Here is an 18,767-nt window from a genome sequence, read left to right on the forward strand (position 1 = left end):
TGTCGAAACGGTGTTTCAATAAGGTGAGGGCGGTGGCATTTTTGACTTTTCAGTAAGCCCCAGAACCCAGTTTTGCGGCGGAAGGTCGAAAAATGAGGGAGGGATAATTAACAACGAAATTGTGAACAGGGTAACTACTAATTCTGATAGTCGGTGTACAGTTGGACTAATCTCGCGTTCAGATAATTCTTACTTTCTTGTATCATCGGTTTACGAGAACCCATCGAGCAGAAATTTACTGCCTCTTAAAAAGAAGAACGGTTATGTCAGCAATGGACTTCAAGAAAAATACGGACCTCGATTTTCCCCGCTATACCTCCCCGGCTCACAGCGCAAAAGAGATTGACCTTCTGGGACTGCTGGACGTCCTGTTGGCGGCGAAAAAACGCATCATTGCGATTACGTTTACCTTTGCCCTGGCGGGCCTGGCCATTGCGTATCTCATGCCGCAAAAGTGGACCAGTAAAGCCGTGATCACCCCTGCCGAGCAGACGCAGTGGAACCCGCTGCGACAGATGATGGTGGCCTTGCAGGTACTGGATGTGGACGTGAAGGTCGACCGTCCTGACGTATTTAATATGTTCATCAAAAAGTTTCAGTCGCAGACGCTGCTCGAAGAGTACATGAAGAACTCCCCGTATGTGATGTCGCAGCTGGAAGGCACCAACGTGGACCCGCTGGAACTGCACCGCGCGGTGGTGAATATCTCTGAAAAAATGAAAGCGACGGATAACACCCTGGCGAAAGATGCGGATAAAGCGCCGTACGTCTCCTGGACGCTGAGCTTTACCGCGCCGACGGCAGGTGACGCGCAGACGGTGCTGGAGGGTTACGTTGACTATATCACCCATATCGTTGAGCAGGAGACGATGCAGAATATTCGTAATCAGATCGCGCTGAAAACGAAAGTGGTGCAGCAGCAGCTGGCGCTGGATCGTGTGCGTCTGACCAATCTGCATAACACTAATCTGCAGCGTCTTAACTATTCGCTGGAAGTGGCGAACGCGGCCGGCATCAAAAAACCGGTCTACAGCAATGGTCAGGCAGTGAAAGATGACCCGGATTATTCCGTTGCGCTCGGGGCGGACGGTATCGCGCAAAAGCTGCAGATTGAAAAGAACCTCAAAGACGTTGCCGAGCTGAACGCCGACTTCCAGAACCGCGAATACTTCCTGGCCCAGCTGCAAAACCTGTCCGTTGAAGACGTCAAGCTGGAGCCGTTTAAATATCAGCTTACTCCGTCAATGCCAGTGAAAAAAGACGGCCCGGGTAAAGCGTTGATTGTGATTCTTGCCGCGCTGGTTGGCGGCCTGTTTGCCTGCGGCAGCGTGCTGCTGCGCGGCGCCATGATTGCACGCGCTCCGCTGCCTGAACCGGTCACGGAATAAACCTGCGGTAATAACGAGAAGGGGCGCTGTTTCAGCGCCCCTTTTTATTTCAGGAAATCCTCGCGGACCGGCGTGAAGGTATCCAGCAGCGTGCCGGGTTTCAGGCACACGCAGCCGTGCATTACATGCGGCTCCTTGTACAGCGTATCGCCCGCCGTCACCACGCGTTTCTCTTCCCCGATGGTGAACTCAAACTCACCGGAGAGAACATAGGTTAGCTGCTCATGCGGATGGTTATGCATCGGGCCAATGGCGCCCTGTTCAAAATTAACCTCAACCGCCATCATCTTACCGTTATGCGCCAGAATGCGTCGCGTGACGCCGTTGCCCAGATCGTCCAGCGTCGTCTCTTTATGGAAAACAAACATATCTCCGCCTTGATTTAATGTGAAACATTGTTTCATTTAATTTATCCCAGCAAAAATGAAAAAGAAACGCGCTGCTAAAGAACTGGAAACAGGATCACAAGTTTGCTTCACTGGGAGCAACATTAAGGAGAGTCTATGAAAACGATCGGTCTGTTAGGTGGCATGAGTTGGGAATCGACCATTCCCTATTACCGTCTGATTAATGAAGGGGTCAAGCAACGCCTGGGCGGACTGCATTCGGCAAGCCTCCTGCTGCACAGCGTGGATTTCCACGACATTGAAGCCTGCCAGTCTCGCGGGGAGTGGGATAAAGCCGGAGAGATGCTGGCGCAGGCGGCGCTTGGGCTGGAACGTGCGGGCGCAGAGGGGATCCTGCTCTGTACCAATACCATGCACAAAGTGGCGTCCCACATTGAGACGCGCTGTGCGCTGCCGTTCCTGCACATTGCCGACGCGACCGGGCGGGCGATTGCCGCTTCGGGGATGTCGCGCGTGGCGCTGCTGGGCACGCGCTATACCATGGAGCAGGATTTCTACCGGGGCCGCTTAGAAAGCGCGTTTGGCATTGAAAGCCTGATCCCGGACGAAGCCGATCGGGGGCGCATCAACCAGATCATCTTTGAGGAGCTGTGCCTTGGCACTTTCAGCGAAACCTCGCGCGCGTATTACGTCAGCGTCATTGAGAAGCTTGCGCGTCAGGGGGCGGAAGGAGTGATTTTCGGCTGTACCGAAATCGGCCTGCTGGTTCCCGTGGAGCAAAGCCCGATCCCGGTGTTTGATACCGCCGCCATTCATGCCGCAGATGCGGTGGAATTTATGCTGTCATAAGGGGTTCTGTAGGTCAGGTAAGCGAAGCGCCACCTGACGCGCGTGCTCAATTAAATGTCCGGTGAAAGCCTCGACCAGCGCGGACGCCGGGCGATGCAGCGGGCGGATCAGGCTCACGGTAAACGGAACGGAAACGCTAAAGCGGCGGATCACAATGCCGCTTCCGGCATAGTCCATCGCCGTGAGCGGGTTCACCACCGAAATACCCACGCCTGCGCGCACCATGGCGCAAATTGAGGCGGCGCTGTGCGTTTCTACCACCATCCGCCGCTTCACCTGATGCTCGGCAAACAGCGTATCCAGCAGCTGTCGATAGCTGTCGGTTTGCGACAGGCTGATGTAATTCTCCCCCTGGAAATCCGCAGGCATCAGCACCTCTTTTGCGGCCAGCGGATGCCCTTCGGGCAACACGCACACTTCGTCCAGCGCCAGCAGCTCCGTGCGTTCCGTACCGGCGGGCGTAGCGAGCGTTTCCGTCAGGCCCAGATCGTGACGCTGTGCAGAGAGCCACTCTTCGAGCAGCGGCGACTCCTGCGGCACGATGGTGAGATTGACCTCGGGATAGCGGGCAAGAAAGGGCTGTAACAGCATGGGTAAAAAGGACTGAGAAAAGACGGGCAGGCAGACGATAGACAGCTCACCCTGGCGAAACTCGCGCAGGCTCTCCGCCGCGCTGACAATGCGATCCAGCCCGTACCAGGAGCGCTGAACTTCCTCAAACAGACGCAGCCCTTGCACCGTCGGGTGCAGCCTGCCGCGTGTGCGTTCAAACAGCTTCAGCCCCAGCACTTTCTCGAACCGCGCCAGCTCGCGGCTGACCGTCGGCTGGGAGGTATGCAGCATCTGTGCGGCTTCGGTGAGATTACCAGTCGTCATCACGGCGTGAAAAATCTCGATGTGGCGGAGGTTAACGGCGGGCATAAGTCACCTGAACGTTGAGCGTTATCCATATCATTTTTGCATAGACTCGCGACAAAACGATATTTTTTATTCTCTTCCGGCTGTGGCGTAATGGACAAAACAGTCATAATCCGGAGTACCACCATGCCACGCCCGCTCAACCAGACCGATACCGATCTGAACGCCGACAACCTGCTGCGCCTGCCCGCTGAATTTGGCTGTCCGGTGTGGGTCTATGACGCACAGATTATTCGCGAGAAAATTGCCGCCCTTCATCAGTTTGACGTGGTGCGTTTCGCCCAAAAAGCCTGCTCCAATATTCATATTCTGCGACTGATGCGTGAACAGGGCGTAAAGGTAGACTCCGTTTCGCTGGGCGAAATCGAGCGCGCGCTGGCGGCCGGCTTTGATCCGCAATCCGACAGCGACGCGATTGTGTTCACCGCCGATCTGATCGACGACGCAACCCTCGCCCGCGTTCATGAGCTGCACATTCCCGTTAACGCCGGTTCGGTGGATATGCTGGAGCAGCTGGGACAGGTATCACCCGGCCATCGCGTCTGGCTGCGCGTCAACCCAGGCTTTGGTCACGGCCACAGTCAAAAAACCAACACCGGCGGCGAGAACAGCAAGCACGGGATCTGGCATGGCGATCTCCCTGCCGCGCTGGAGGTACTGCAGCGCTACGGCCTGAAGCTGGTTGGCATTCACATGCATATCGGCTCCGGCGTGGACTACGGTCATCTTGAGCAGGTGTGTGGCGCAATGGTGGATCAGGTGCTGGCGTGTGGTCAGGATCTGGAGGCGATCTCCGCGGGGGGCGGCCTGTCCATTCCGTATCGCGAAGGCGAAGAGGCGATCGATACCGATCACTATTACGGCCTGTGGAGCGCCGCGCGCGACAAAATTGCGGCCCACCTGGGCCACGCGGTGAAGCTGGAAATTGAGCCGGGGCGTTTCCTGGTGGCGGAGTCCGGCGTGCTGGTGGCGCAGGTGCGCAGCGTGAAAGAGATGGGATCGCGCCATTTTGTGCTGATCGACGCGGGCTTTAACGATCTGATGCGCCCGTCCATGTACGGCAGCTATCACCACATTACGGCACTCGCCGCCGACGGGCGCGATCTGCTGAACGCACCGCGCGTGGAGACGGTGGTCGCCGGTCCGCTGTGTGAATCCGGGGACGTGTTCACCCAGCAGGAGGGCGGTAAAGTGGAAACCCGCGCGCTGCCTGAAGTGAAGCCGGGTGACTATCTGGTGCTGCACGATACCGGCGCGTACGGGGCGTCGATGTCCTCTAACTACAACAGCCGCCCGCTGCTGCCGGAAGTGCTGTTTGATCGCGGCGTGGCACGATTGATCCGTCGCCGCCAGACCATTCAGGAACTGCTGGCGCTGGAGCTGTTCTGAGTGAAATACGGCCCCGTCGTCACCGAGTCGCGCAAGACCAGCGTGCCGGTAAACGGCGGGATCGCCTCCACCGGCTGGTTCTTCGCCAGCCGGATCGCCTGATCGATAGCAGTGACGATCATGTTGTCGATCGGCAGATAAACCGAGGACAACGCGGGCTCCAGCCATTTCGCGCTCGGCGCATCATCAAACCCAAACAGCGAAATATCCTGCGGGATCTTCAGCCCGGCCTGGTGTAATGCTTTGGACGCACCCAGCGCCATATCATCGTTACAGGCAAACAGCGCGCTGAACGGCACGGCATCGGCGATAAGCTCCTTGCACAGCTCATAACCCCGCGTCATTCCCGCATCACCGTATTTAATCCGTCGTTCGTCAAGACGGATGCCGTGCTTCTCCAGCGCTTTGCGGTAGCCCATCAGGCGGGCTTTACCGGTAGGAGTATGAATGGGAACGGTGATGCAGGCGATTTCGCGATGGCCCTGGCTTATCAGGTAATCCACGGCTTTAAACGCGGCATCCTGCTGCTCGAAGAATACGCAGCGATCCGCCGCCTGGCTAACCTCACGGTTGATCACCACCAGCGGGGTTTGCACCGTGTTGATGAGCTTCATGATCGCCTTTTCGCTCATGTAGCGTGTATAGAGAACGATGGCGTCGCACTTGCGATCCGCCAGCATCTGAACGGCCTGCTCTTCCTGCTCGGGCGCATCATGACCGTCGGTGACGATCAGCTGCTTGCCGTGCGTTTCGGTCTGCCGGGAAGCCTGCTGCAGCAGGCGACCAAAGTAAAAACCGTCAAAGGTGGAGACCACCAGACCAATGCTGTTGCTGGTCTGGTTCGCCAGCGAACGCGCGAGAAAGTTCGGGCGATAGCCCAGCTCTTCCATCGCGGTGAACACCTGCTGACGCGTACTCTCTTTAACCTGACCCGTGCCGTTCAGCACGCGCGAGACGGTGGCTTTCGACACGCCCGCGCGTAATGAGACATCCAGCATTGTTGCCATGAGTAATTCCTGCTTCCACGTAATGCCCTGCAGTTTAACACAGACCCCACGGCGCATAAGCGACGCGGCAAGGGCAAAACCCCCATCACGATCACGCTTTTCGGTAACGATCTGCCTGAGCGGAATAATTACCTGTAAGTGGTATGCCAAATTGGTAGTAAATCGCAATCTGGAATACCTCTGGCGGCACTGAGAGCCGAATCACAGAACAAAAACCGTCATGCGTCTATTTTTGGTATGCCAATAGTAGCCGGCTGTACACCTTTTTCAATAAAAGCCCTTTTACTGAGGTATTACCTTATGGCATTACAGGAAAAACTGATCGACGCTCTGGGCAGTTTCGCCACCAACTTCAACAGCTATCGCTATATCATGGCGATCAAATCCGCTTTTATCACCCTCATGCCGGTCATCATCGTGGGGGCTTTCTCCGTGCTGATCTCCAACATGGTACTGGATCCGAAAAACGGCCTGGCCAGCTTCCAGTCGCTGTCGTTTCTCGCCGCACTTAAGCCCATCACCAGCGCGCTGAACTACGCCACGCTGAACTTCCTCAACATTGGCGCGGTGTTTCTCATCGGCGTGGAGCTGGGGCGCATTAACGGCATCAAGTCGCTGTTCCCGGGGCTGCTGGCGGTGATTTGCTTTATCTGCGTTACGCCGACGACGGTCGAGATGCTGGTGGACGGCGAAATGCACGTGGTGAAAGACGTGCTGCTGCGCCAGTTCTCCGATACCCGAAGCCTGTTCCTCGGCATGTTTATCGCCATTCTTTCCGTAGAGGTGTATTGCTGGCTGGAAAACCGTAAAGGGCTAAAAATTAAGATGCCGGATACCGTACCGCCTAACGTGGCGGCCTCGTTCTCCGCACTGATCCCGGCGATTATTACCACCACGGCCATTGCGACCTTTGGCTTTATTTTCCATCAAACCACCGGCATGTACCTCTACGACGCGGTGTACCAGGTTGTGCAACAGCCGCTGGAGCGCGTGGTGCAGAGCCTGCCTGGCATCCTGCTGCTGATGTTCGTGGCTCAGCTGTTCTGGGTGATCGGCATTCACGGCAACCAGATGATCAAACCGATCCGCGAGCCGCTGCTGCTGGGGGCGATTACCGTCAACATGAGCGCCTTCGAGCAGGGGAAAGAGGTGCCGAACATCATCACCATGCCGTTCTGGGATGTGTACATGAGCATCGGCGGCTCCGGCCTGACCATCGGCCTGCTGATCGCCGTGATGATCGCCACCAAACGCAAGGAGATGAAAGAGATCGCCAAGCTCTCTATCGGGCCGGGCCTGTTTAACATCAACGAGCCGGTGATCTTCGGTATGCCAATCATGCTCAACCCGATCCTCGCCATTCCCTTTATCATCACTCCGCTGGTGACCGGTTCGATTGGCTACTTTGCCACGGTGACCGGTTTTGCCGGTAAGGCAGTGGTGATGGTGCCCTGGACCACGCCGCCGCTGATTAACGCCTGGCTCTCTACGGCAGGCTCAATGGGGGCGGTGGTGACCCAGCTTATCTGTATTGTCACCGCCGTCCTGATCTACCTGCCGTTTGTGAAGATTGCCTCGCGCCGCGCAGAGCAGGCCGCGCTGCAACACGCCACCGACAACGCTTGAGGACGCTATGAGCATAAAAAAGATGACGATACCGCAGGATTTCATTCTTGGCGCGGCGGCCTCAGCCTGGCAAACCGAAGGCTGGAGTGGCAAGAAAGCGGGGCAGGATTCATGGATCGATCTGTGGTACAAAAATGACCGACACGTCTGGCATAACGGCTACGGCCCGGCCGTGGCCACCGACTTTATCAACCGCTTTCGCGAAGACGTGGCGCTGATGAAGGCGGCGGGGTTAACGCACTACCGCACCTCAATCAACTGGTCACGCTTTCTCACCGACTACGAAAACGCAACGGTAGACGAGGAGTACGCGGCCTGGTACGACGCGCTGTTCGATGAGATGCACCGTCAGGGCATCGAGCCGATGATCTGCCTTGAGCACTACGAGCTGCCGGGCGTACTGCTGCAGACCTATGGCGGCTGGACGTCAAAGCACGTGGTTGAGCTGTTCACGCGTTATGCCGAAAAGGTGTTTGAACGCTATCACCACAAGGTGAGCCGCTGGTTTACCTTCAATGAGCCCATTGTGGTACAAACCCGCGTCTATCTCGACGCCCTGCGCTGGCCCTATGAGCAGAATACCGACACATGGATGCAGTGGAACCACCACAAGGTGCTGGCGACGGCAAAGGTGGTGAAGCTGTTTCGTGACAAGGGTTATCGGGGGACGGTAGGGTGCATCCTCAACCCGGAAGTGACCTATCCACGCTCGCGCGCGCCGCATGACGTGCGCGCCGCAGAGATGTACGACCTGTTCTATAACCGCGTATTTCTTGATCCGCTGGTCCATGGGTGCTATCCGCAGGCACTTTTCTCCCTGCTGGAGCAGCATCAGGTTCAGTGGGAATACACCGCAGACGAACTGGCGCTGATTGCCGACAACACCGTCGATGAACTGGGCATCAACCTCTACTATCCGCACCGCGTGAAAGCGCCTTCCCACGCCTGGCACCCGGAGACGCCGTTCCACCCGGCGTACTACTATGAGCCGTTCGAACTGCCGGGGCGGCGGATGAATGCCTCCCGCGGCTGGGAGATATACCCACGCATTATCTACGACATGGCGATGCGAATAAAACAAGACTATCGCAACATCGACTGGTTCGTGGCGGAAAGCGGAATGGGCGTGGAGAACGAAGCGCAGTTTCGCAACAGTGACGGCATTATCGAAGACACTTACCGCATCGATTTTATCAGTGAGCACCTCTATTACACGCTGCTGGCGCGCGAAGAAGGGGCAAATTGTCACGGCTATATGCTGTGGGCGTTTACCGACAACGTCTCTCCGATGAACGCATTCAAAAACCGCTATGGCCTGATTGAGATCGATCTCAACGACAATCGCGCCCGGCGTGCGAAAAAATCGGCGGCCTGGTTCCGGCAGTTGCGCGATGCGCGCGAGCTCACGCTCACGGTTGATGATGAATGGAAGTAGGCGAAAAGCGTGCGGGTTCTGATAAAATAGCGCACAAACTGGCCGGGAGGATGCCCGGCCTGCGCATTAACTGACAATCACAGGTGGTCACGTGGATAAGGCTGTCATCCTGCCGGAAAAAAAACAGTACCAGGAAATTGGCGAGGATTTACGGACGCAAATTATCCAGGGGCACTATCCCGTTGGGTCGCGTCTGCCGCCCGAGCGCAACATTGCTGAAACCTACGGCGTGAGCCGCACCATCGTGCGGGAAGCGCTGCTGATGCTTGAGCTGCAGGGCACCGTGGATATCCGCCAGGGGTCTGGCGTCTATGTCATGCGCATTCCTGAGGAGCACGAAAACGAGGAAGAGCGCTTTCTTAACAGCGACGTCGGCCCGTTTGAGATCCTTCAGGCGCGCCAGCTGCTGGAAAGCAATATCGCCGCGTTTGCCGCCAAAATGGCAACGCGGGCGGATATCGACAATCTGCGCCGGATAATCGAACAGGAACAGCGGGCGATTGCCGCGGACGATAACAGTCAGGACAACAACAAGATGTTCCATCTGGTGCTGGCCGGGGCCACGCAAAACCAGATGCTGCTGGCGACCGTCGAGAGCGTCTGGCATCACATGGACAGCAGCCCACTGTGGCAGCAGTTTAACGTCCATATTGCCAGCCGGGCCTGGCGCTTGAAATGGCTGGGCGACAGGCAAACCATTCTCGCCGCGCTGCGCCGCCGGGATGTGATGGGCGCCTGGCAGGCGATGTTCCAGCATCTTGAGAATGTGAAAAAGAGCCTGCTGGAGCTGTCCGACGAAGACGCGCCCGATTTTGACGGGTATCTCTTTGAATCGGTGCCTATTTTTCAGGGTAAGCTGGTGTGAACATTCTGCCGCTATATGCCGCGCCGCAGTTTGCGGACCGGGTAACCGACTGGATCTGGCAGGCGTTTGGCGACGGGCTGCCGCGCGCCTTTTTCCAGAGCATTGTCGACCATAGCCAGACGCCCGATGCGTTGCCGCTCACCTTTATCGCTGTCGACGGAGACAACCTGCTGGGCACGGTCGGGCTGTGGCGCTGCGACTTGATCAGCCGTCAGGATCTTTACCCGTGGCTCGCTGCGCTATACGTCGACGAGGCGGCGCGGGGACAAGGCCTGGCGGGGCAGCTGCAACGGCATGTCATCGCGTATGCCGCGCAGGCCGGGTTTACTGAGCTGCACCTCTGGTCTGCCTGCCGTGACTTCTACGAACGCTACGGCTGGCAATACATCGGTGACGCGCTCGAATACCCTGACAAAAGGGTTCACCTCTACCGCTATGCCTCGGATGCCTCTGCCGGGGGGACTACGGAGTGACGGCGCACCAGCGTTGGGCTGAACAGATGGGTAATTTCCGGCGGCGGGCGATTCTCTGCCAGGGCTAACGCCAGCTCGGCGGCCTGGGTCGCCATGGTGACGATCGGGTAACGCACGGTGGTCAGGCGAGGGCGAACGTAGCGCGACACCAGCACATCATCAAAACCAATCAGCGAAATTTCAGCCGGCACCTCAACGCCATTATCATTTAACACCCCCATCGCACCGGCGGCCATCGAATCGTTATAGCAGGCGATGGCCGTGAAGTTGCGCCCGCGGCCCAGCAGTTCCGTCATGGCCTGCTCGCCGCCGCTCTCGTCGGGTTCACCGTACGCCACCAGCCGGTCGTTGCATGGCAGACCGTGTTCGCGCAGCGTGTCGTAATAGCCCTGCAAACGATCTTCGGCATCGGAGATGGGGTGGTTGGAGCAGAGATAACCGATGCGGGTATGGCCCTGCTGAATAAGGTGACGCGTCGCGAGCCACGCGCCGTAGCGGTCGTCGAGAGCCACGCAGCGCTCTTCAAAATCGGGAATGATACGGTTGATGATCACCATGCCGGGGATCTGCTTCATCAGATGAATCAGTTCGGCATCGGGGATCATTTTGGCATGGACCACCAGCGCCGCGCAGCGGTGGCGCATCAGCTGTTCAATGGCCTGGCGCTCTTTTTGCTCGTTGTGATAGCCATTGCCGATCAGCAGAAAATTGCCCGTCTGGTAAGAGACGTGCTCCACGGCTTTGACCATGGCACCGAAAAAAGGGTCGGAGACATCGCCCACCACCAGCCCGATCGTCTCGGTAGACTGCTGGGCAAGCGCACGCGCGTTGGCGTTGGGGTGATAATTCAGGTTTTCCATGGCGTCCTGCACGGCCTGGCGTGATGCATCGCTGGCTTTCGGGGAGTTATTGATCACGCGCGAGACGGTCGCGACGGAAACACCGGCCAGACGAGCCACATCCTTTATTGTCGCCATTCAATACCTTCTTATTTGGGGTAAGCGTTTACACGTAAACAGTGTTGCGGAAAAGTGGCGCGCATTCAAGGGGAGCAGGCGGGACGCCTCAACAAACGTGACCCAGACCACCCCGGACGGTGTAATCGTTACACGTAGAGTCATGTCAAAGCCGTGTGATTCTGAACCTTTAGTTACACTTTGCCTCAGGCTGTTGCGATTGTCCGATAGCAGAGTCCCGGAGTGGGTTGATAGAGTCGAGATCCCAGAGGTATTGATAGGTGGTATCAACTCCGGTTGATTAACACGATTTACACCAACCTGCGTTTTACGCAGGTTTTTTTTTGCCTGTAAGTTCAACCTGTAACAGCAACAGAGAATATTCACACCTGGTTGCACTTAGGCTCATTCCTTTGCGTTTTCCAGGTGGCGAAGCACAGGGTGAACAGCCACAATCAAGATCCCAGAGGTATTGATTGGTGAGAATTCTTAGTACGGTTTCGTACTCATCTCTTGCACCAACCTGCGCGGATGCGCAGGTTTTTTTTTGCCTCTTTTTTTGCTGTCGCTCCCTTACCACTTCTCGTGTAATCTGCCACCATTTAGTCACCCTCCACACTGGCTGGCAAAGGGAGTTGAAATGCTTTTTGGGTTCTTTCGTACACTGTTCCGTATCCTCTTTCGTATTCGCGTAACCGGCGATCCGCAGGCGCTTTATGGCGAACGCGTGCTGATCACGCCAAACCACGTCTCCTTTATTGACGGCATTCTGCTGGCATTGTTTTTGCCGGTGCGCCCGGTCTTTGCGGTCTACAGCTCCATCAGCGAAAAGTGGTTTATGCGCTGGCTGGCGCCGCTGATTGATTTTGTGCCGCTCGACCCGACAAAACCGATGATGATCAAACACCTGGTGCGCCTGGTTGAGCAGGGGCGTCCGGTGGTTATTTTCCCGGAAGGGCGGATCTCGGTGACCGGCTCGCTGATGAAAATCTATGACGGCGCGGGGTTTGTTGCCGCAAAGTCAAAGGCCACCGTGGTGCCGATGCGCATTGAAGGTGCCGAGCTTACCCGGTTCAGCCGCCTGAAAGGGCTCGTGAAGCAGCGACTGTTCCCCGCCATCACCTTGCATATTCTTCCTCCGACCTCATTGCCGATGCCCGAGGCGCCGCGCGCGCGGGATCGCCGCAAAATCGCTGGTGAAATGCTGCACCAGATTATGATGGAAGCGCGCATGGCCGTTCGCCCGCGCGAAACGCTCTACGAATCGCTGCTGTCGGCCCAGTACCGCTACGGTGCGAACAAAAACTGCATCGAAGATGTCAACTTTACGCCGGACACCTACCGCAAACTGCTGACGAAAACGCTGTTTGTTGGCCGCATCCTCGAGAAGTACAGCAAGCAGGGTGAAAAAATTGGCCTGATGCTGCCTAACGCGGGCATCAGCGCGGCGGTCATTTTTGGCGCGGTGTCGCGTGGCCGTATCCCGGCAATGATGAACTACACGGCGGGCGTGAAAGGGCTGACCAGCGCGATTACCGCTGCGCAAATCAAAACCGTGTTTACGTCTCGCCAGTTCCTCGACAAAGGCAAGCTGTGGCACCTGCCGGAGCAGCTCACGCAGGTGCGCTGGGTTTTCCTGGAAGATCTGAAAGCCGACGTCACCCCCGGCGACAAGCTGTGGATTTTTGCTCACCTGCTGATGCCGCACCTGGCGCAGGTGAAACAGCAGCCGGAAGATGACGCGATCATCCTCTTTACCTCTGGCTCGGAAGGCAATCCGAAGGGGGTGGTGCACAGCCATAAAAGCATTCTGGCTAACGTCGAGCAGATCAAAACCATCGCCGACTTTACGGCGAAGGATCGCTTTATGTCGGCCCTGCCGCTGTTCCACTCGTTTGGCCTGACGGTTGGGCTTTTTACGCCGCTCCTGACCGGCGCGGAGGTGTTCCTTTACCCAAGCCCGCTGCACTACCGCATCGTGCCGGAGCTGGTGTATGACCGTAACTGCACCGTGCTGTTCGGGACGTCCACCTTCCTCGGCCACTACGCGCGCTTTGCCAACCCGTATGACTTCTTCCGGGTGCGCTATGTCGTCGCCGGGGCGGAAAAACTGCAGGAGAGCACGCGCCAGATCTGGCAGGACAAGTTTGGCCTGCGCATCCTCGAAGGCTATGGCGTGACGGAGTGCGCGCCGGTGGTCTCCATTAACGTGCCGATGGCGGCGAAGCCTGGCACGGTCGGGCGTATTCTGCCGGGAATGGACGCTCGCTTGCTGGCGGTACCGGGTATTGAAGAGGGCGGCCGACTGCAGCTGAAAGGGCCGAATGTGATGAACGGTTACCTGCGTGTGGAAAACCCGGGTGTCCTCGAAGCCCCGACGGCGGAAAACGTTGAGGGTGAAACAGAGGCCGGCTGGTACGACACCGGCGATATCGTCCGCTTTGATGCTCAGGGCTTTGTGCAGATCCAGGGCCGGGCAAAACGCTTTGCCAAAATTGCCGGGGAGATGGTCTCTCTGGAAATGGTGGAAATGCTGGCGACGGCGGTCTCTGCCGATAAGCTGCACGCCACCGTGGTGAAAAGCGATGCCAGCAAAGGCGAAGCGCTGGTGCTCTTTACCACCGACAGCGAGCTGAAGCGCGAGCAGTTGCTTAAGCATGCGCGCGAGCACGGCATTCCTGAACTGGCGGTGCCGCGCGACATTCGTTATCTCAAGCAACTTCCGGTCCTGGGCAGCGGCAAGCCCGACTTCGTGACCCTCAAAGGCATGGTTGAAGAGGCAGAACAGCAAAATGCGTGAGTCAGTACACACTAACACCTCCCTCTGGTCGAGAGGCATGCTGGCGGTGACGGCCGCCCAGTTTCTCTCTGCCTTCGGGGACAATGCCTTACTGTTCGCGACCCTGGCGCTGTTAAAAGCTGAGTTTTACCCCGACTGGAGTCAGCCTGTCCTCCAGATGGTGTTTGTGGGTGCTTACATTATCTTTGCGCCGTTTGTGGGGCAGGTCGCGGACAGTTTCCCGAAAGGCCGGGTGATGATGTTTGCGAACGGCCTGAAGCTGCTGGGCGCGGCCAGTATCTGCTTTGGTATCAACCCGTTTATCGGCTATACGCTGGTGGGCGTTGGCGCGGCCGCTTACTCGCCGGCGAAATACGGCATCCTGGGCGAACTGACGACGGGTGATAAGCTGGTTAAAGCCAACGGCCTGATGGAGTCATCCACCATTGCAGCGATCCTGCTCGGTTCCGTGGCGGGCGGGGTATTGGCGGACTGGCATGTGCTGGCGGCACTGGGCGTGTGTGCGGTGGTGTACGGCGGCGCGGTGGTGGCCAACCTGTTTATTCCCAAACTGCCGGTGGCGCGTCCGGGGCAATCCTGGCGTTTCGCGCCGATGACCGGGAGTTTCTTTAATGCCTGTCGCGTACTGTGGCGTAACGGCGAAACGCGCTTCTCGCTGATGGGCACCAGCATGTTCTGGGGGGCGGGCGTGACCCTGCGTTTCCTGCTGGTGCTGTGGGTTCCGGTGGCGCTGGGGATTGTGGACAACGCGACGCCTACCTACCTTAACGCGATGGTCGCCGTCGGGATTGTCGTCGGCGCGGGCGCGGCGGCGAAGCTGGTAACGCTCGAGACCGTGGCGCGCTGTATGCCTGCGGGGATCCTGATCGGCGTTGGCGTTCTGTTCTTTTCGCTTCAACACGCGTTGTTGCCCGCCTACGCGCTGCTGATCCTGATCGGGATACTGGGCGGTTTCTTTGTGGTGCCGCTGAACGCGCTGTTGCAGGCGCGGGGCAAGCAGACGGTCGGCGCGGGGAATGCGATAGCGGTGCAAAACCTGGGCGAAAACATGGCGATGCTGCTGATGCTGGGGCTCTACTCGCTGGCGGTTAAAGCGGGTGCTCCGGTGGTTGCGATTGGCATCGGGTTTGGCGCGCTGTTTGCGTTGGCGATTGCAGGTTTGTGGCTCTGGCAGCGTCGCCGTTGATAGATATAGCCGGGTGGCAGCTTCGCCTTGCCCGGCTTACGTCTGTGCACTTGTAGGCCCGGTAAGCGGAGCGCCACCGGGCAAAAGCATCGGGCTACGGCGCAGGGTAGGTATAAACCTGATGCACCCTTTCAATCTCCGCCAACACCTCTTCACTCAGGTTCAGATGAAAACTCTCAATATTGGTTTTCAGCTGTTCCAGGGTGGTCGCGCCCAGCAGGGTGCTGGCCACAAACGGCTGACGGCGCACAAACGCCAGCGCCATTTGCGCGGGATCGAGCCCGTGACGTTTCGCGATGTCCACGTAGGCAGCAACCGCTTTTTGCGTCTGCTCACCGCTGTAGCGGGTAAAGCGGCTGAAAAGGGTATTACGCGCACCGGCGGGCTTTGCGCCATTCAGGTATTTGCCCGTCAGCGTGCCAAACCCCAGACAGGAATAGGCGAGTAATTCCACCTCTTCATACTGCGTCACTTCGGCCAGACCAACTTCATAACTGCGGTTCAGCAGACTGTAGGGGTTTTGAATGGTCACGATACGCGGCAGATCGTGCTTGTCCGCCAGGTGGAGGTAACGCATCACGCCAAACGCCGTTTCGTTCGAGACGCCAATGTAGCGGATCTTGCCAGCGCGCTGGCACTCCGTCAGCGCTTCCAGCGTGTCGAGCAGGCTCACGACAGGAGCGCTCTCATTCCAGCTGTAGCCTAGTTTGCCAAAGCAGTTGGTTGGACGCTGCGGCCAGTGTACCTGGTAAAGATCGAGATAATCCGTTTGCAGGCGCTTGAGGCTGGCATCCAGAGCGGCACGGATGTTCTTGCGATCGAGGATCTGGTTGGGGCGGATCCCTGCGTCGTTATTGCGCGACGGGCCGCTGACTTTGGAGGCGAGGATCAGCTTTTCGCGGTTACCGCGTTTCGCCAGCCAGTTACCGACATAGGTTTCGGTAAGTCCCTGCGTCTCCGGACGGGGAGGGACAGGGTACATCTCTGCTACGTCAATCAGGTTAATGCCCTGGCTGACGGCATAATCGAGTTGTGCATGGGCATCGGCTTCGCTGTTTTGTTCACCAAATGTCATCGTGCCCAACCCCAGTTGACTGACTTCCAGAGCGCTGTGGGGGATACGGTGATAATGCATAGCCGGCTTCCTTCATTAGACATGTAGACCGCGTCAGGAACCTCCCGACAAAGGAATATAAACATGGCAGAGGGGAAGCAAAAGGGGAAGGGAAAAATCAAAAAGGCCAGCAGGTTACTGACCTTAATCGTTTAACGCTCGATAATCTGGGAGACTTCGTCGCGGTTAATCTGCAGGTTGTTGCCCGCCTGATCACGGTAACTCACCAGACCGGTATCGTCGTCGACTTCAGGTTTACCGTCGGTCAAAATCATACGCCCGTCTTTTGTCGCCATGACATAATCGCTGCTACAACCCGATACCGCAAACGCTAAACCCACTGCCGAGATTATCACTGCCCATTTTTTCATCGTTATCGTCCTCACCTGGCTCGTATCAAATCATAGTGTAGTAATAACCTGATATTTCGTCAGGAGGAAGCGGTAAAATCTTAAAAACCAGTCGATTGTGTTAGGTAGAGCGCAAAAATGGTTAAAAAGCTATGTATTCAGTAAGAAATGGCGAGCGAGCAGCGCCCCGGTGAAATTCTTTTTGAGATAAAAGCCGCGCGGTAATGTCAGGATCGGTTCACCCCGCGCGCCGACTGCCTCGGTAAGGGCTTTGCTGTTCGCCGCTTTCGGGCGGATCTGTAGCACCTCGCCGTGTCGGGCGGTGATGCGCTCCACCTGACCAAGAACAATCATATCCATCAGCTCTTCCCAGTCCTGAGACAGCTGACGATCTTCCTCTTCGCTGGGACTCCACAGCAGAGGCGCGCCCACGCGTCGATCCGCCAGCGGGATCTGTCGGTCTCCCTCTACCGGCACCCACAGTACGCGCTTTAATTTATGGCGTACGTGGCTGGTTTCCCATGTCACGCCGCTGTTACCGGTTAACGGGGCAACGCACACGAAAGTGGTTTCCAGCGGCCTGCCCTGACCGTCTATAGGGATGGTTTTGAGCTCTACGCCCAGCGCGGCAAAATCCTGTTCAGGCTTGCTGCCTGCGCTTGCCCCAAGCCACAGCTCCAGCAGCATACCGATCCACCCCTTATCTCTCTTGAGATCCCCCGGAATGGCTAACCCCGCCATAGCCGCAAGTTCCCCAAGCGAATAGCCCGCCAGACGCTGCGCCTGATGCAGCAGTTGAGCTTCACTTCCAGGAGGAGAGGTCAATGGCGCAAGCGAAATCATAAATACATCCATCTGGTTAAAAAATGAGCGGATAAATAGGGGCATGTGGATAGAGTTTACCGATTTCTGGGTAACAATGCCATGTCCATGATTTATAGGTTATTTTGTCAGTTTTAAAAAGGCAAATGGCGCGGCAAAAACAGGTTGTTCAAAACTGGTCACTGACAATGAACAGGATCTTACACCATGTTATCCACAGAAAAATGGGATAACTGGGAATAACCCTCACTACTGTTTCAATTTACAGCCTTGACGTGCGACGAAAATCGAATTTTCACACAAATTGTGACTAACTTATTGGCACAATCTGTGGATAAAACCGACGCTGTTCGATCTTTCATCAGCGGGAGGATCTCTGGTGTGACGATCGTCACGTTATCCTGTTTTCAGGCCATGGTTTTGGTTGTAACATGATGAAATTAAATCGCTTATCACGAGGGCTGTCTGTGGCGCTTTTTCGATACATAAAGGTTGTCCATCGGTAATTCCATACTTCTTCACAACTATATCCACAGAAAAGGTGAATAAAATTGGCTTTACGGTGCCTCATCTGTTTATAACTCCCGTGAATTTTGTGAGTTATTCAAATGTTATTAGGTTACAGGCCCGTAAGAGAGTGGTTTACCGCCTCCCTGTAGTGTGAAACAATCATTCATATATAAGGTTTATATTGGGGTAGTCCGGTGATTGATGACGATGGCTACCGCCCGAACGTAGGAATCGTAATTTGTAATCGTCAGGGCCAGGTCATGTGGGCACGACGATATGGTCAGCACTCCTGGCAGTTCCCGCAAGGCGGGATCAACCCAGGGGAGTCCCCAGAACAAGCGATGTACCGGGAGCTGTTTGAAGAAGTCGGTTTAAGCCGAAAGGATGTGCGTATCCTGGCTTCGACCCGCAACTGGTTGCGTTACAAGTTACCGAAACGTTTGGTGCGTTGGGACACAAAGCCGGTTTGTATCGGCCAGAAACAGAAATGGTTTCTACTGCAGTTGGTGGGCAACGATTCGGATATCAACATGCAAACCAGCAGTACGCCTGAGTTCGATGGCTGGCGGTGGGTAAGCTACTGGTATCCTGTTCGTCAGGTCGTGTCGTTTAAGCGCGATGTATACCGCAGGGTGATGAAAGAGTTTGCAAGTGTTGTGATGCAGCTTCAGGAGACGCCTCCTAAGCCGCAGAGTGCACCTGTCTGGCGACGTAAAAGAGGTTAAGCTACGC

17 protein-coding genes and 1 pseudogene are annotated in these 18,767 nt (G+C 56.7%); 10 read left to right on the top strand and 8 right to left on the bottom strand.

The annotated features are described in order from the left end of the window. Positions 1–263: 263 nt before the first annotated feature. Positions 264–1,388, top strand: coding sequence for an LPS O-antigen length regulator Wzz(fepE) (wzz(fepE), locus tag QLG21_RS17385; RefSeq protein ID WP_058608567.1), 1,125 nt, complete (start codon positions 264–266; stop codon positions 1,386–1,388). A 44-nt stretch (positions 1,389–1,432) separates the two neighbouring features. On the opposite strand, the gene QLG21_RS17390 is transcribed toward wzz(fepE), so the two are convergent. Next, positions 1,433–1,756, bottom strand: coding sequence for a cupin domain-containing protein (locus QLG21_RS17390; RefSeq protein ID WP_058608566.1), 324 nt, complete (start codon positions 1,754–1,756; stop codon positions 1,433–1,435). 135 nt (positions 1,757–1,891) lie between these two features. Between QLG21_RS17390 and QLG21_RS17395 the strand changes: the two genes are divergently transcribed. Further along, positions 1,892–2,584 carry an aspartate/glutamate racemase gene (locus tag QLG21_RS17395; RefSeq protein WP_101737036.1) on the top strand — a complete coding sequence of 231 codons (693 nt, stop codon included), beginning with the start codon at positions 1,892–1,894 and terminating at the stop codon, positions 2,582–2,584. Here QLG21_RS17395 and QLG21_RS17400 read toward each other — a convergent pair. Next, on the bottom strand, positions 2,579–3,505 hold the full coding sequence (locus tag QLG21_RS17400; RefSeq protein ID WP_282484872.1) for a LysR family transcriptional regulator: 927 nt from the start codon (positions 3,503–3,505) through the stop codon (positions 2,579–2,581). The genes QLG21_RS17395 and QLG21_RS17400 overlap by 6 nt on opposite strands. A 123-nt stretch (positions 3,506–3,628) precedes the next feature. Here QLG21_RS17400 and lysA point away from each other — a divergent pair, with 123 nt between their 5' ends. Continuing rightward, a complete protein-coding gene (gene lysA / locus QLG21_RS17405) occupies positions 3,629–4,891 on the top strand; it encodes a diaminopimelate decarboxylase (protein WP_058608563.1) in 1,263 nt (420 codons plus the stop codon). Here the strand turns inward: lysA and QLG21_RS17410 are convergent. After that, positions 4,861–5,898, bottom strand: a complete 1,038-nt coding sequence (locus QLG21_RS17410; RefSeq protein ID WP_006178327.1) for a LacI family DNA-binding transcriptional regulator — start codon at positions 5,896–5,898, stop codon at positions 4,861–4,863. The two genes, lysA and QLG21_RS17410, sit on opposite strands and share 31 nt — an antisense overlap. A 300-nt stretch (positions 5,899–6,198) precedes the next feature. Here QLG21_RS17410 and QLG21_RS17415 point away from each other — a divergent pair, with 300 nt between their 5' ends. From QLG21_RS17415 to QLG21_RS17430, 4 genes are all read left to right on the top strand, one after another. After that, the gene (locus QLG21_RS17415) at positions 6,199–7,524 is read left to right on the top strand and encodes a PTS transporter subunit EIIC (RefSeq protein ID WP_282484873.1); all 1,326 of its coding nucleotides are present in this window, start codon (positions 6,199–6,201) and stop codon (positions 7,522–7,524) included. 7 nt (positions 7,525–7,531) lie between these two features. After that, the gene (locus QLG21_RS17420; RefSeq protein ID WP_282484874.1) at positions 7,532–8,959 is read left to right on the top strand and encodes a glycoside hydrolase family 1 protein; all 1,428 of its coding nucleotides are present in this window, start codon (positions 7,532–7,534) and stop codon (positions 8,957–8,959) included. Between the two features lie 91 nt (positions 8,960–9,050). Continuing rightward, positions 9,051–9,824, top strand: coding sequence for a GntR family transcriptional regulator (locus QLG21_RS17425; RefSeq protein WP_006178324.1), 774 nt, complete (start codon positions 9,051–9,053; stop codon positions 9,822–9,824). Next, positions 9,821–10,297: a GNAT family N-acetyltransferase gene (locus QLG21_RS17430; protein ID WP_102890263.1), complete on the top strand. Its 477-nt coding sequence runs from the start codon at positions 9,821–9,823 to the stop codon at positions 10,295–10,297. Before QLG21_RS17425 ends, QLG21_RS17430 begins: the two co-directional genes overlap by 4 nt. Here QLG21_RS17430 and galR read toward each other — a convergent pair. Continuing rightward, positions 10,258–11,274: an HTH-type transcriptional regulator GalR gene (gene galR, locus QLG21_RS17435; RefSeq protein ID WP_282484875.1), complete on the bottom strand. Its 1,017-nt coding sequence runs from the start codon at positions 11,272–11,274 to the stop codon at positions 10,258–10,260. The two genes, QLG21_RS17430 and galR, sit on opposite strands and share 40 nt — an antisense overlap. Positions 11,275–11,893: 619 nt before the next feature. On the opposite strand from galR, the gene aas reads away from it, so the two are divergent. Both aas and lplT read left to right on the top strand, forming a co-directional pair. Continuing rightward, positions 11,894–14,053, top strand: a complete 2,160-nt coding sequence (gene aas / locus QLG21_RS17440; protein WP_282484876.1) for a bifunctional acyl-ACP--phospholipid O-acyltransferase/long-chain-fatty-acid--ACP ligase — start codon at positions 11,894–11,896, stop codon at positions 14,051–14,053. Next, complete coding sequence (lplT, locus tag QLG21_RS17445; protein ID WP_102890265.1) at positions 14,046–15,239, top strand: lysophospholipid transporter LplT; 1,194 nt, start codon at positions 14,046–14,048, stop codon at positions 15,237–15,239. Before aas ends, lplT begins: the two co-directional genes overlap by 8 nt. A 94-nt stretch (positions 15,240–15,333) precedes the next feature. On the opposite strand, the gene QLG21_RS17450 is transcribed toward lplT, so the two are convergent. The 4 genes and pseudogenes from QLG21_RS17450 to QLG21_RS17465 form a co-directional block, all read right to left on the bottom strand. Further along, positions 15,334–16,374, bottom strand: coding sequence for an NADP(H)-dependent aldo-keto reductase (locus tag QLG21_RS17450; RefSeq protein ID WP_282484877.1), 1,041 nt, complete (start codon positions 16,372–16,374; stop codon positions 15,334–15,336). Positions 16,375–16,505: 131 nt separating this feature from the next. Continuing rightward, positions 16,506–16,724, bottom strand: coding sequence for a YgdI/YgdR family lipoprotein (locus QLG21_RS17455; protein WP_006178316.1), 219 nt, complete (start codon positions 16,722–16,724; stop codon positions 16,506–16,508). Positions 16,725–16,853: 129 nt separating this feature from the next. After that, a complete protein-coding gene (gene mutH / locus QLG21_RS17460) occupies positions 16,854–17,546 on the bottom strand; it encodes a DNA mismatch repair endonuclease MutH (protein WP_058608555.1) in 693 nt (230 codons plus the stop codon). Positions 17,547–17,697: 151 nt separating this feature from the next. After that, positions 17,698–17,775, bottom strand: a pseudogene (locus QLG21_RS17465) (hypothetical protein); the annotation flags it as partial. Between the two features lie 454 nt (positions 17,776–18,229). Between QLG21_RS17465 and rppH the strand changes: the two are divergent. Further along, on the top strand, positions 18,230–18,760 hold the full coding sequence (gene rppH, locus QLG21_RS17470; RefSeq protein WP_282484878.1) for an RNA pyrophosphohydrolase: 531 nt from the start codon (positions 18,230–18,232) through the stop codon (positions 18,758–18,760). Positions 18,761–18,767: the final 7 nt, after the last annotated feature.

This window comes from Enterobacter sp. V87_3 (assembly GCF_029967835.1).
GTDB lineage: Bacteria > Pseudomonadota > Gammaproteobacteria > Enterobacterales > Enterobacteriaceae > Enterobacter > Enterobacter cancerogenus.

What these genes read in the sequence shown, in the direction of transcription:
- QLG21_RS17390 (WP_058608566.1), bottom strand. Translation starts at nt 1,756, where the DNA reads ATGTTTGTTTTCCATAAAGAGACGACGCTGGACGATCTGGGCAACGGC.
- QLG21_RS17395 (WP_101737036.1), top strand. Translation starts at nt 1,892, where the DNA reads ATGAAAACGATCGGTCTGTTAGGTGGCATGAGTTGGGAATCGACCATT.
- QLG21_RS17400 (WP_282484872.1), bottom strand. Translation starts at nt 3,505, where the DNA reads ATGCCCGCCGTTAACCTCCGCCACATCGAGATTTTTCACGCCGTGATG.
- lysA (WP_058608563.1), top strand. Translation starts at nt 3,629, where the DNA reads ATGCCACGCCCGCTCAACCAGACCGATACCGATCTGAACGCCGACAAC.
- QLG21_RS17410 (WP_006178327.1), bottom strand. Translation starts at nt 5,898, where the DNA reads ATGGCAACAATGCTGGATGTCTCATTACGCGCGGGCGTGTCGAAAGCC.
- QLG21_RS17415 (WP_282484873.1), top strand. Translation starts at nt 6,199, where the DNA reads ATGGCATTACAGGAAAAACTGATCGACGCTCTGGGCAGTTTCGCCACC.
- QLG21_RS17420 (WP_282484874.1), top strand. Translation starts at nt 7,532, where the DNA reads ATGAGCATAAAAAAGATGACGATACCGCAGGATTTCATTCTTGGCGCG.
- galR (WP_282484875.1), bottom strand. Translation starts at nt 11,274, where the DNA reads ATGGCGACAATAAAGGATGTGGCTCGTCTGGCCGGTGTTTCCGTCGCG.
- aas (WP_282484876.1), top strand. Translation starts at nt 11,894, where the DNA reads ATGCTTTTTGGGTTCTTTCGTACACTGTTCCGTATCCTCTTTCGTATT.
- lplT (WP_102890265.1), top strand. Translation starts at nt 14,046, where the DNA reads ATGCGTGAGTCAGTACACACTAACACCTCCCTCTGGTCGAGAGGCATG.
- QLG21_RS17450 (WP_282484877.1), bottom strand. Translation starts at nt 16,374, where the DNA reads ATGCATTATCACCGTATCCCCCACAGCGCTCTGGAAGTCAGTCAACTG.
- QLG21_RS17455 (WP_006178316.1), bottom strand. Translation starts at nt 16,724, where the DNA reads ATGAAAAAATGGGCAGTGATAATCTCGGCAGTGGGTTTAGCGTTTGCG.
- mutH (WP_058608555.1), bottom strand. Translation starts at nt 17,546, where the DNA reads ATGATTTCGCTTGCGCCATTGACCTCTCCTCCTGGAAGTGAAGCTCAA.